The sequence below is a fragment of the Kribbella sp. VKM Ac-2571 genome (assembly GCF_004362255.1).
GTDB lineage: Bacteria > Actinomycetota > Actinomycetes > Propionibacteriales > Kribbellaceae > Kribbella > Kribbella pratensis.
This window is the reverse complement of the sequence record NZ_SNWS01000025.1, coordinates 93,882-106,131: the sequence shown is the minus strand read 5'-3', so window position 1 is coordinate 106,131 and position 12,250 is coordinate 93,882. Positions and strand designations below refer to the sequence as shown.

At 66.8% G+C, this 12,250-nt stretch carries 9 protein-coding genes; 3 read left to right on the top strand and 6 right to left on the bottom strand.

Features of this window, described 5'->3' with window-relative positions; all coding sequences use genetic code 11:
* The first annotated feature begins 132 nt into the window (after positions 1-132).
* The 3 genes from EV651_RS38340 (at position 133) to EV651_RS38330 (ending at position 3,468) form a co-directional block, all read left to right on the top strand.
* Positions 133-549 carry a hypothetical protein gene (locus tag EV651_RS38340; RefSeq protein ID WP_133790603.1) on the top strand — a complete coding sequence of 139 codons (417 nt, stop codon included), beginning with the start codon at positions 133-135 and terminating at the stop codon, positions 547-549.
* Positions 550-684: 135 nt separating this feature from the next.
* Positions 685-1,290, top strand: coding sequence for a dienelactone hydrolase family protein (locus EV651_RS38335; RefSeq protein ID WP_133790601.1), 606 nt, complete (start codon positions 685-687; stop codon positions 1,288-1,290).
* Between the two features lie 144 nt (positions 1,291-1,434).
* Complete coding sequence (locus tag EV651_RS38330; RefSeq protein WP_133790599.1) at positions 1,435-3,468, top strand: phosphocholine-specific phospholipase C; 2,034 nt, start codon at positions 1,435-1,437, stop codon at positions 3,466-3,468.
* 22 nt (positions 3,469-3,490) lie between these two features.
* On the opposite strand, the gene EV651_RS38325 is transcribed toward EV651_RS38330, so the two are convergent.
* The 6 genes from EV651_RS38325 to EV651_RS38300 form a co-directional block, all read right to left on the bottom strand.
* Entirely contained in the window at positions 3,491-4,396 is a 906-nt protein-coding gene (locus EV651_RS38325; protein WP_133790597.1) for an ABC transporter ATP-binding protein, read from the bottom strand.
* Positions 4,393-5,205, bottom strand: a complete 813-nt coding sequence (locus EV651_RS38320; protein WP_133790595.1) for an ABC transporter ATP-binding protein — start codon at positions 5,203-5,205, stop codon at positions 4,393-4,395. Before EV651_RS38320 ends, EV651_RS38325 begins: the two co-directional genes overlap by 4 nt.
* Positions 5,198-6,073 (bottom strand): ABC transporter permease, encoded by an 876-nt coding sequence (locus EV651_RS38315; RefSeq protein ID WP_238157468.1) that lies wholly within the window; start codon positions 6,071-6,073, stop codon positions 5,198-5,200. Before EV651_RS38315 ends, EV651_RS38320 begins: the two co-directional genes overlap by 8 nt.
* A 5-nt stretch (positions 6,074-6,078) precedes the next feature.
* Positions 6,079-7,173 carry an ABC transporter permease gene (locus tag EV651_RS38310; protein WP_133790591.1) on the bottom strand — a complete coding sequence of 365 codons (1,095 nt, stop codon included), beginning with the start codon at positions 7,171-7,173 and terminating at the stop codon, positions 6,079-6,081.
* On the bottom strand, positions 7,170-9,026 hold the full coding sequence (locus EV651_RS38305; protein ID WP_133790589.1) for an ABC transporter substrate-binding protein: 1,857 nt from the start codon (positions 9,024-9,026) through the stop codon (positions 7,170-7,172). Before EV651_RS38305 ends, EV651_RS38310 begins: the two co-directional genes overlap by 4 nt.
* 250 nt (positions 9,027-9,276) lie before the next feature.
* Positions 9,277-12,243 (bottom strand): sacsin N-terminal ATP-binding-like domain-containing protein, encoded by a 2,967-nt coding sequence (locus tag EV651_RS38300; protein ID WP_133790587.1) that lies wholly within the window; start codon positions 12,241-12,243, stop codon positions 9,277-9,279.
* Positions 12,244-12,250: the final 7 nt, after the last annotated feature.

Below are 12,250 nucleotides of genomic sequence, written 5' to 3'. Positions count from 1 at the left end.
GGCCCTCAGGCAGCCATTCCCGCACCGACGGCGGCATCAACATCAACTGATCCACATCGCCACAACGCACATTCACAGCCACACCAAAGTATTTCTCACGGACCCGATCCCACTCCAGAAGACACGCGATTCGTGCGACAGCCTCTGCTCTGCAAACGCTGCCACCGCGACCTGCACGCCGGCCACTGGAACATCCAAATCACCAACGGCACCGTCCAGGTCACCCGCCCCACCTGGGCCACCCCCGCCACGATCCCCCGCAACAGATACCGCCCACCTACAACCACCTCCGGCACAAGCAGACCCGACGCGGCCGGCGCCGGGGCACCCGTACGCGCCTGGCCCAGAGACACCGATCCACCGTGGATCACGCCCGAGGAAACCGCACGCCTCAACCCCTGGGGCGACGCGCACGACAGCGACCGCCTGCGCGACCCTCGGAGTGCCCAAGGCCCAGAGCGCGAAGACGACGGCAACATCGACGACGAGAGCGCAACGGACCCGCGTGGCGAGGCCCGCGATTCACCCGACAACAACGCCGCGGCGTAGCGCGACGTACCAGCACAAGCATCAGACCATGCCTTCGCTCGTGGATCCGGCCTTGCGTCAGCGAACGCGCCGAGTTCAACCGGCTGAACTTCCACCAGTCCCCCGCGTCATGGTCGGATGCGGGCAGGAGGACATGTGGACGTACTGCAGTGGATTGGTGAGCCGGTCATCGAGCGCGGCGTCGTCGAGCGTCGGTTTCAGTTGGTGCTGGGCGTGGATGTTGTCCCGGGCGTCTTGTGGCTACCCGCGCGGTCTGAGCGGCCTCTTCCGCTCGTGCTCATGGGGCATGGTGGCAGCGGTCACAAGAGAGCCGACCGGCAGCAGCGTCTGGCCCGGTGGTTCGCCGGATCGCGGATCGCAGCCGTCGCAATTGATGGTCCGTACCACGGTGACCGGACAACAGAGCCGGTCGACAGTCGGCAGTACCAGGACCGGATGGCGGCGATCGGGGTCGACACGGTCACCGACAGCATGATCGCCGACTGGTGTGGGACCCTGGATGCCATCAGCCAGCTGGAGGTCATCGATGCCGGCTGCGTCGCGTATCTCGGCTTCTCGATGGGCACTCGATTCGGGCTGCCGTTCGTGGCCGAGGCAGGTCCGCGGCTGCGCTGCGCAGTACTCGGCAAGTACGGAATGCGCCAGCCACCCGCCATGCCCGACGAGGTGAACATGGCGCCCCGATTCAGCAGGGACGCTCCCCGGGTCTCCGTGTCACCTCTGCAAAATTCTGCGCGCTGAATCTTGTAAGGGGACAAGTTTGCGCGCTATGGTCCACGGCGGTGCTCGTTCATGGCTCGTATGCCGGTTGTTTGGGTGGACGTGCGCCTGATGAATCACTGGTGCTGAACACTCCAGCCGTCCCGCCCCACGAGGAGAGCTGTCATGCCAGACATCAATCGCCGTAGGTTCCTGCAGTTGGCCGGAGCGTCGGCAGCGTTCGCTGCGATGGCGAACAGTATCGAGCAGGCCGCCGCGATCCCCGCGCATCGCCGGTTCGGCAGTATCCAGGACGTCGAACACATCGTCGTCCTGATGCAGGAGAACCGGTCGTTCGACCACTACTTCGGCAGTCTGAACGGCGTCCGCGGGTTCGGTGACCCGCGACCGGTCACCCTGCCGAGCGGCAAGCCGGTGTGGTACCAGAAAAGTGCCGCCGGCAAGGAGATCCTGCCGTTCCGGCCGGAGGCCGACAACCTCGGGATGCAGTTCATCCAGGATCTCGCGCACAGCTGGTCCGACGCGCACCTGGCGGTGAACAACGGCAAGTACGACCAGTGGATCCCGGCGAAGACGTCGACCACGATGGCGTACCTGACCCGTGAGGACATCCCGTTCCACTACGCGCTCGCGGACAAGTTCACGGTGTGCGACGCGTACCACTGCTCGTTCATGGGCTCCACCGACCCGAACCGTTACTACATGTGGACCGGCTACACGGGCAACGACGGCACGGGCGGCGGCCCGGTCCTCGGCAACGACGAGGCCGGCTACGGGTGGACGACGTACCCGGAACGGCTCGAGCAGGCCGGGGTCTCGTGGAAGATCTACCAGGACATCGGTGACGGCCTCGACGGCGACCACGGGTGGGGCTGGATCGACGACGCATACCGCGGGAACTACGGCGACAACTCGCTGCTGTACTTCAACAAGTACCGCACCGCGCAGCCCGGGAACCCGTTGTACGACAAGGCTCGCACCGGCACGAACGCGAAGGCCGGCGAGAGCCTGTTCGCCCAGCTCACTGCCGATGTGCAGAACAACCGCCTGCCGAAGATCTCGTGGATCGCGGCGCCCGAGGCGTTCACCGAGCACCCGAACTGGCCGGCCAACTACGGCGCCTGGTACATCTCCCAGGTCCTCGACGCGCTCACCGCGAACCCCGAGGTGTGGAGCAAGACCGCGCTGTTCATCACGTACGACGAGAACGACGGCTTCTTCGACCACGTCGTACCGCCGTACCCGCCGATGGATGCCAATCAGGGCCTGTCGACGGTCGACGCGGGCCTCGATCTGTACACCGGGTCGAAGGCCGCGCACGGCGCCTACGGTCTCGGCCAGCGGGTGCCGATGCTCGTGGTGTCGCCGTGGAGCACCGGCGGCTACACCTGCTCCGAGGTGTTCGACCACACGTCGATCATCCGGTTCATGGAGTCCCGTTTCGGCGTCCACGAACCGAACATCTCGCCGTGGCGCCGGGCGATCTGCGGCGACCTGACGTCGGCCTTCGATTTCGGTACGGCGGCGACGCAGCCGGCGACCCTTCCCGACACCAGCGCGTACGAGCCGCCGGACAACAAGCGGCACCCGGACTACGTGCCGACGCCGCCCGCGATCGGCAAGGTTCCGGCGCAGGAACGCGGGCGCCGCCGTACCCGGCCGTTACCCTACGCACCGGTCGTCGACGGGGCCGTTGCCGACAGCAAGTACAGGCTGACGTTCAGCTCCGGGCCGCGGGCGGGCGCGCAGTTCCTGGTCACCTCGGCGAACCGCACCGACGGCCCGTGGACGTACACCACCGAGGCCGGCAAGACCGTCGCCGACAGCTGGAACCCGATCTACTCGGCCGGCGTCACCGACCTCACCGTCCACGGCCCGAACGGCTTCCTCCGCACCTTCAAGGGCAAGCCCGCCACCGGCCTGGAACTCACCGCCGGTGAGAATGCCGCCACCGGCAACGTCGTACTCACGCTCACCTCCGACACCGCCCGCCGCATCACGATCACCAACACGTACGCCGGCACTGCCCAGAATCTCGACCTACCCAAGGGCACCACCACCCGGACCATCACCACCACGAACGGCTGGTACGACGTCTCGATCAGCACCGCCACCGACACGACCTACCTCCGCCGCCTGGCCGGCCATGTAGAAACCGGCACCCCCAGCCTCAGCGACCCCGCCATCAAGACCGTTTGACAGCCGGAGCCGGAGCCCCGATCTACAGGATCGGGGCTTCCGGCTTTGTGTCGGCGGCGGGGTTTGCGTCGTCGACGCGTTCCAGTTCGTCGACGGCGATGCGGCTGGTCCAGCGTTGGTCGGGGTCGGGTTGCGGGATGGAGTCGAGGAGGAGCTTGGTGTACGGGTGGGAGGGCTCGTGCATCACCGTGGAGACCGGGCCGCGTTCGACGATCTGGCCCTTGGTGATGACCATGACCTCGCCGCCGAGGTAGTACACCGTGGACAGGTCGTGGGTGATGAACAGCGTCGTCATCCCGTGCTCGGTCTGGAAGTCGAGCAGGATGTCCAGGAAGTGCTTGCGCACCTGGGCGTCCAGCATCGACACCGGCTCGTCGGCGATGATGAACGACGGGCGCAGCATGTGGACCCGGGCCAGCATGATGCGTTGCCGCTGACCGCCGGACAGCTGGTGCGGGTACCGCCCGAGCACGTTCTCCGGCTCGAGCCGGACGGCGCGCAGCGAGTCCTCGATCAGCTCGAGCCCCTTGGCGCGGGTGTCCGCGAGCTTGAACTTCTTCAGGGCCTTCCAGAGCACGCGATCGACCCGGTAGAACGGATTGAAGATCGCGTACGGATCCTGGAACACGGGTTGTACGTCGCGCCGGTACTCGTCGTACTCGGCCCGGCTCAGTTTGAAGATGTCCTTCCCGCCGTACAGCACGGATCCGGCCGTGGGCTTCTGCAGGCCGAGGACGTTGCGGGCGATCGTGCTCTTCCCGCTGCCGCTCTGACCGACCAGGCTGACGATCTGCGGTGGCGACGCAGCCAGGCTGAAGCTCACGTCGTCCACCGCGGTGATGTAGCCGTCGGCGACCCCGCGGGCGTGGAACCGTTGCTGTACGCCACGAAGTTCGAGCTCCGCCAAATGTTCTCGACCAGGCCTCATGATGCCCTCCGTCCGAGCTTCGGGATCGACTCGATCAGCTGCCGGGTGTAGGCGTCCTGCGGGTCCTTGAAGACCTGCCGTACGTCGCCGACCTCGACGAGCTGTCCCTCGTACATCACCGCGACCCGGTCCACCAGCTGTGCGTGCACGCCCATGTCGTGCGAGATCACCATCAGGGTCACGCCGAAGTCGGTGCGCAGATCCGCGAGCGACTGCAGGATCACCCGCTGGATCGTCACGTCGAGCGCCGTGGTCGGCTCGTCCGCGATCACCAGGTCGGGTTCGAGCGCGACCGCGATGGCCATCAGCACCCGTTGCTTCATCCCGCCGGACAGCTCGTGCGGGTACATCCGGGCCACCCGCGGCTCGAGACCGACCTGTGCGAGCAGCCGCGGGATCATGTCCGACACCGCTTCCTTGCGGTCCGGCGCGTGCTCGACGATCACGTCCTTGAACTGGTCGTACACCCGCATCACCGGGTTCAGCGAGCTCATCGAACCCTGCGGGAGATACGAGAGAGCACTCCACCGCAGTACCCGGAGCTCCTCGCCATGGACCTTCAGCAGGTCCACCGGCGAACGGCCGGCCGGGTGGAACATCACCGAGCCGCCGGTCACCTTGCCCGGCGCCTTCAGGAGCCGGAGCAGCGCGACCGCGAGCGTGCTCTTCCCGCTGCCCGACTCCCCCGCGATCCCGAGGATCTCACCGCGGCGTACGTCGAGATCGATCCCGCGGACCGCCTTCACGTCGCCGCGGTTGGTGGAGTAGACGACCTCGAGCCCCTTGATCTCCAAGACAGAGTCACTCACCTGCCACTCCCCTCAGCCGCGGGTTGTAGACCTCTTCCAACCCGATGTTCACCATGTTGAGCGCCGCGAACAGCAGCGTCAGCAACACGATCGGGACCACGAACATCGGCCACGCCCCGAGCGTCAGCGCGCCGGTGGTGATCGCGTTGTAGATGATCTGGCCGAGGTCGACGACACCGCCCGGCCCGAGCCCGATCACCTCCAGGCCGACCAGTCCGAAGATCGCGCCGAGCGCCGAGGACGCGAACCCGACGCCGATGAACGGCAGCAGGTTCGGCAGCAGCTCGGTGACGATGATCTCCAGGTCGCGGGCCTTGCTCACCCGCGCCAGGTCGACGTACGGCCGGGTCCGCAGGCTGAGCACCTGGGAACGGATGGTCTTGGCCGCGAACGGCCACGAGAAGATCGAGATCATCACGCCGACCTGGAACAGACTCACGTTCTTCGCGTACGCCGACAGCGCGATCAGCAGCGGGAACGTCGGGATCACCAGCAGGATCCCGGTGAACGTCGACAGGATGCCGTCGATCCAGCCGCCCTTGTAGCCGGCCACGAACGCCACGATCACGCCCGCGACGGTGGAGATGATGCCCGCGATCGCCCCGATCTGGAGCGAGACCGACAGCGCCTTCATCACCATCGCGAACACGTCCCGGCCGAACTGGTCGGTGCCCAACAGATGCCCGGGTCCGGGCACCAGCCACTTCTCGTACGCCGCCACCTCGATCGGATCCTTGCCGCCCCCGATCGCGTTCACGATCAGCGGGCTGAACAACGCCAGCAGCACCATCACCCCGAGGATGATCAGCCCGGCCGCCAGTCGCCGGCTGTTCCGGATCGTCCGCAGCACCGCGGTCAGAATTCTCATCGTCATCACTTCCAGTACTTGACCCGCGGGTCAAGCAGCGGGAGCAGGAGGTCGAGGAGGAGTACGGCGGTCAGCACCGAGAAGATCGCGATATCGGTGACGCCGAGGATCGTGTTGAAGTCGAGCTGCTGGATCGCGGTGACCAGCGTGGTCCCGAGACCCGGGTAGTTGAACAGCTGCTCGACCAGCACGTTGCCGTTGAAGATGAAGCCGAGCGAGATGCCGAACGCGGTGATCTGCGGCAGGTAGCAGTTCCGCAGCGCGTACCGGGTCAGGATCCGCCAGCCCTTCAGGCCTTTGGCCTCGGCGTACACCAGGTAGTCCTCGCCGAGCACCGGGACCATCAGCATCCGGGTGGACAGGATCCAGCTGAACGTCCCGATGATCACGATCGACAACCCCGGCAGCAGCCCGTACTTGAGCACGCTGCCGATGAACTCCAGCGAGATCCCCGGACTGATGTTGGAGTCGTACGCCGATCTCGCAGGCAGCACGCCCATCGAGTACGCGAAGATGTAGACCAGGATCAGCGCGACGAAGAAGTACGGAACGTGGGAGAGCGCGATCGACAGGTTGGTCGCGATCGCGGAACCGAGCTTCCCGCGCCGCCAGCCCGCGATCGCGCCGAGGAGCACGCCGAGGACCCAGGCCAGCACCGCGGAGATCCCGAGCAGACCGATTGTCCAGGGCAACGATCTGAGGATCACGTCCTGGGCCGGCGTCGGGTAGTTGATCAGGCTCGGCCCGAGATCACCGTGCAGAACGAGTTTGTCCATGTACTTCAGGTACTGGGAGAAAATGTTCCCGGTGAGACCGAACTCCTGCTGGTAGCGGGCGATGAGCTCGGTGCTCGCCTGCTGGTTGTACATGTAGTTCTGCTGCAGCGTCTGGATCAGGGTCTGGACCGGGTCGCCCGGGATCAGGCGGAAGAAGAAGAACGCGATGGTGAGCGCTCCCCAGAGCTCCACGAAGTAGAGCCCGAGCCTACGGATCGCGTACGCCGCCAGTGGATGCCGCGACAGCCAGGCCCGCACCCCCGACGGCGGCGCGGAGTCCTGGCTCTTGTCGACAGCTACCACGGGCGGGGCCTCCGCCGTCACGCCGGTCCCTTCTGGCCGGTGGGCGAGATCTTGCCGAGCACCAGGATGAAGTGCGGCCACCAGTTCAGCGGCACCTCGTACAGGTTGTCGTCGGTCGGCCAGTCCTTCCAGAAGGCGGTGTTGAAGAACTGCGGGTATCCGGTCTGGATCACCGGCAGCAGCGGCAGCTTCTGGAAGTAGATCTCCAAGGCCTGCTTGAGCAGCGGCTTCGCCTCCTCGCTGTCCGGGTCCATCCCGGACAGCTTCTGCGAGATCGCGTCGAACTCCGGGTCCTTGAAGCGCATCTTGTTCTTACCGGCGGCGTTCTTGCCGATCGGCTGTGCCTTGCTGCTCTCCCAGTCGGTGTACAGCTGCTCGGGGTCGATGGCGAACCCGGCCCAGCTCGAGTCGATGTCGTACTCGCCGCGCTGGAACTTCTCGTCGTGCACGCTGCCGGACAGGCTGCGCAGGGTGCAGGGCACCCCGACCTTGGCGAGGTCGGTCTTCAGCACGTTCGCGATGGCGTACTCGGCCTTGTCGACCTGCGCGGGCGTGATGATCTCGAGGTTGATCTCCTTGCCCTTGTAGGTGCGCTTGCCGGCCGCGTTCTTCGGAGCGATCTCATCGAGCAGCTGAGTCGCCTTCTCGAGGCTGTACTCGAACTTGTACTTTCCTGCGAGCTCGTCGTCTTTCCACTTGTCGTTGGTCGGGTAGTCGGCCCACGGGTAGATCGCGGGCGGCACCTTGACGTCCCAGACCGACGTACCGATCTTGTCCCGGTCGAGGCAGTAGTTGATCGCCCAGCGCATCTTCTCCTCGGCCATCACGCCCCGGGCCGGGTCGCAGTTCAGCCACATCACCCGTGGGTTCGGGTCGTGGAACTGCGTCGTGACCAGGTTCGGGTAGCCGGTGTTGGCCAGCTGCGTGGCGTGCTGGGTGTCGATCGAGCCGACGTCGAACTCGGCGCGCTCGAACGCCAGCGATGCCTGGTCGAGCTGCTTCGAGGTGCTCTGGAAGATCACGTACTGCGGCTTGACGTCGAGCTTGTCCTTGTTCCAGTAGTTCGGGTCCTTCTCCCAGACGAACATCTTCTGGTTCCGGATCGCCTGCTTCAGCTTGTACGGGCCGGAGCGGACCGGCGGGTTGTCCTTGTACTTCGTCAGGTCCTGCGACTTCCAGATGTGCTCGGGCATGATGTTGTTCGGCGCGCCCGCGATCGCGGCGATGAAGTTGTAGTGGAACCGCGGCGTCGGCTTCAGGAACTTGACCACCGCTGTCTGCGGATCCGGAACCTCGACCGTCTTGACGAACTCCTTCAGGTCGCCGCCGCCACCGAACAGGTCGGGCCGGTCCTTGAGCGCCATGACCGTGAACTTGAAGTCGTTCGCGCCGAGCGGCTGGCCGTCGTTCCAGTGCGCCTTCGGGTCGAACTTCAGGGTCAGCTCGGTGTGGTCGTCGTTGTACTTGTACTCGGTCGCCAGCCACGGCGTGAGCTTGCCGGTGGCGAAACTGAGGAAGAACAGCGGCTCGGTGGCCAGCTCCACGCCGGCACCGCCCGGAGATCCGTTGGGGATCATCCCGTTGAAGCTGTCGAACACCGTGTACTCGACCTGCCCGACGATCACCGTCTGGTCCCGCGGGACCGGGATGTTGGCCTTGCCGATCTGGATGGACTTGGTGGCGACCGGCTTGTTGCTGTTGGCCGGCTTGTCGGAGTAGGAGCCACCGCCGGAACAGGCGGCCAGGAAGGCGGTCAGCGCGGCGGCACCTCCACCGATCATGCTTCGCCGGGTCAATTGGTACCGGACGACGTCCTCGACATCTTCGTACTGCGGGCGCGGCGCTGGGCCATCGCTGTGGGACTCCGTGTTCATGACGAAGGTCACCTCCGTTGACGTTGCGTGGACTGGCGGATCACCGACCGAGAGGTGCCACGGACTATAAGTAGCGTTGACAACGTTGACAAGAGTTCGTTGCCACGTTGAAGTGAAGACGTCATATCCGCAGCTCAGTGGATATACCAACCTTTGACAACGTTGCTCGCTCTGCGTGACTCCCGTAGGCGGAAACGCTTCCAAACGCAGTTACGCGGCGTGTACTTTCCGGGCCCGCGGCCAGTTCCGGTCAGTCGTAGACGGCGTCGACCAGAAGTTCCACCGAACGGTCCGGTTCGTTGAGAACCGCGCGGATCACATGGCGCCGGTCCCATCGCCCGGCGGCCCACGCGAGCGCCTTCGCCAGGCCGTCGAACGTCGCCGCGTGCGGAGCGCCGTCGGCGTCGACCCACCACGAGACCTCGACGCCGTCGACGGCGAGCTCCTCGTGCTCCCACCACGTCGCCGGCACCTCGGGCACGAGTTCGCGGACGATCGCCGGCACATCGGCCGCCGTACCTTCGCCGTCGATTTTGCCCTCGGCAACTTCCTGGGCGAGCGGTACGTCGAACAGGTCGCTGAGCCCGTCCGCCGCGGCACCGGATCCGATCACGAACCCGCCGAGGTCCTCGCGCTGCACCCACATCGGCCCGTCGACCACGACCGCGCCATCCGCATCGGTGACTCGGGTCCCGCCGCCGGCGTCCAGCACGCGGACATGCACCGGCGCGGCGCCCGGGAACAACGCGAGCGTCCCGAGCCGGTTCCACAGCCGCAGGATCGATGGTTCGTCGACGTCCCGTTCGGGGTCGGCCAGCCGGTCGAGGACCAGACCGAGGCCGTCCGCATCAAGGTCGCCGACATCGCGCACCAGACCAACCGCCGTACGCACCTCGGGATCGAGGCCGGCCGTCCAGGCGGGCGCTTCGTCGAGGAAGGTTGCGAGTACCGGTTCGGCGGCGGGGTCCGCGCGTCCGGCGAGCGGTTCGCCGTCGTCGAGCAGCACGTGCTCACGGATCCACCAGGCGGCGTACGACGGTACGCCGAGCGGCCGGTCGTCCGGTCCGACGACCCGCACCTGGGTGACGAGCGCTCGCCGTAACTCGGGGTCGGATCCCAGGAGCTGCAGTACTTTCGGCCAGCTGTCGTCGGTGATCCAGTCGAGGTCGCGGATCGCTTCGAGCTCGCCGACAGTCGCGCCGTACCGGGATCCGTCGGGTGCGACGTCGTACGCCCAGTCCTCGATGCCGTCGAGGTCCTGGAGGGCTTCGGGGAGGCGGTCGAGGGCCACGTCGGATGCGGCGACGACGCCGAGCGAGGCGAGGACGCCGACGGCCTCCAGCGCGGGCAGGCCGTAGCGGTCGAGGAGGTCGCCGGCGATCGGCGCGACCTCGTCGGCGTCGAGCACTGCTTGCGCGTCGGAACCGGCGACGACCAGGGCGTTCGCGGGAACGAGTTCGCCGTCCGCGTCGCGAAGTACGAGATCGGAGAGCCACCACAGGCCCTCGGCCTGCGTGGGGTCGGCGGCGACCAGGCTCAGGACAGCGTGCGCGATCGCGTCCGGGTCATCGGCTTCCGCGGAATGCTCGACCGCGGCACGGACGGCTCCATCTTCGAGGAGCGAGCGTGGCGTGGCGGGGATCGCGCCGAGGCGTTCGAGAACGGGGTCGACGGCATCCGGGTGTACGACGCGTACGCCGTACGCACCGAACGCGGCGAGCGTGTCGACCGGGATCTCAGGTCCGGGCAGGAGCAGACCGCGGGCGCCGCGGACAAGCCGGCCATCGGCGAGCGGGACCGGGAGGGTACCGAGGGATTCGCGGATCAGTGGGTCGGTGACCATGGTCGAGAGCGCGGCGTAGAGCGTGCGCCACCAGCCGGGCGGTTCCTCTCCCCCTAGCTGATCCACCACCTCGGCCAGTTCAATGCGTCGTACCTGCAGGGCGTCGAGGGCGAGGCGGTCCTCGCGGCGGGCGTGAATCAGACCTGGTACGAGTGGTGCCAGGACCTCGTTGAACGCTTCGTCGGCACCGTCCACGACGACTGCCTCGCTCGGTCGCAGGACGGTTCCGTCGACTGCGGGGAGGATGGGGATGCCTGGTAGTACGCGGAGGATTTCGTCACGGAGCATGCGATCGAGTGCCCCCGCCGGTAGGCCGGTCGGAACCAGGGGCATTACGTCGTCCCGGTGGTCGGCTCGTTGGCGGAGGAGTTCGGCGTACGACGTCGCTGCTTCCTGAACCAGCCGATCCGTCAGCGGGCCCTTTGCCACGTGGCGCCGGGTGGAGTCGAGCGGGAAGGTTGCCAGGAGCAACGCTGGGAGGGAGAACGGTTCGTCGGTCGGGGTGGGTGCGTGGACTACCCGCGGTAGTTCGGTGAGAGGGCTGCGGGGCAGGGCCCAGACGACTGACCAGGTTGGGCGGGTGCGTTCTTCGGTGGGGCGGTCGGCGAGGAGGTGCTCGCGTTCGGCGGTGGTGAACGTGCCGGCGGCGCGGTGGATGTGCCAGCGGTCGGCCGCGTTCTCCAGGATCCGGTGGGTGTCGTCGGTTTCGATCTCGATGCGTCCGAGGCCTGGGAGCGCCAGCAGCAGCGCGTCGTCGGCTTCGGTGAGCAGGCGGCGTACGAGGTCGGCGGCGGCCTCGTCGCGGAGCGGGAGGATGACCGCGGTGTCGTAGCCGGCGGGCGGCTCGCCTTCGGTCGCGAAGGGGAGGCGCAGGACAGGCACTTGACCGTCACGACGCCGCAGCTCGATGTCCAGCGACGCGTTTCCCAGGTCGGCGATCGCCGCGGCGGTGTCAGCCTTCGAGAACCGCACACCCCCAGTCCGCGACAACACCACCGGCTCATCCGTCACCGAGAGAACCGCAGAGAACCCGACCCCGAACCGCCCGACCGAGGAGCCCGCCCGATCAACGCGTTTGGCCGAGGCTCGCAGGGTTGCCAGTGACTCCACGCCCTCTGCGTCGAGCGGGGCGCCGGTGTTGGCTACTACGAGGGTGTTTTCGCGGAACTCGTACAGGACGCGGCCGGGGGTGCCGGCGCGGGTGGCCGCGTCGGCGGCGTTCTGGGCGAGTTCGATTACGAGCCGGTCGACGTACCCGCCGAGAGCAAGCTCCTCCTCGGCGTTCGCGTCCTCCCGGAACCGCACAGGCGCCGCCGCCCACCCGGCCAGCACCCGTTCACGGATCCCTCTGGCCCCGAACACATCCTCAGTCACCGAGGCA

What these genes read in the sequence shown, in the direction of transcription:
- EV651_RS38325 (WP_133790597.1), bottom strand. Translation starts at nt 4,396, where the DNA reads ATGAGGCCTGGTCGAGAACATTTGGCGGAGCTCGAACTTCGTGGCGTA.
- EV651_RS38330 (WP_133790599.1), top strand. Translation starts at nt 1,435, where the DNA reads ATGCCAGACATCAATCGCCGTAGGTTCCTGCAGTTGGCCGGAGCGTCG.
- EV651_RS38305 (WP_133790589.1), bottom strand. Translation starts at nt 9,026, where the DNA reads ATGAACACGGAGTCCCACAGCGATGGCCCAGCGCCGCGCCCGCAGTAC.
- EV651_RS38315 (WP_238157468.1), bottom strand. Translation starts at nt 6,073, where the DNA reads ATGAGAATTCTGACCGCGGTGCTGCGGACGATCCGGAACAGCCGGCGA.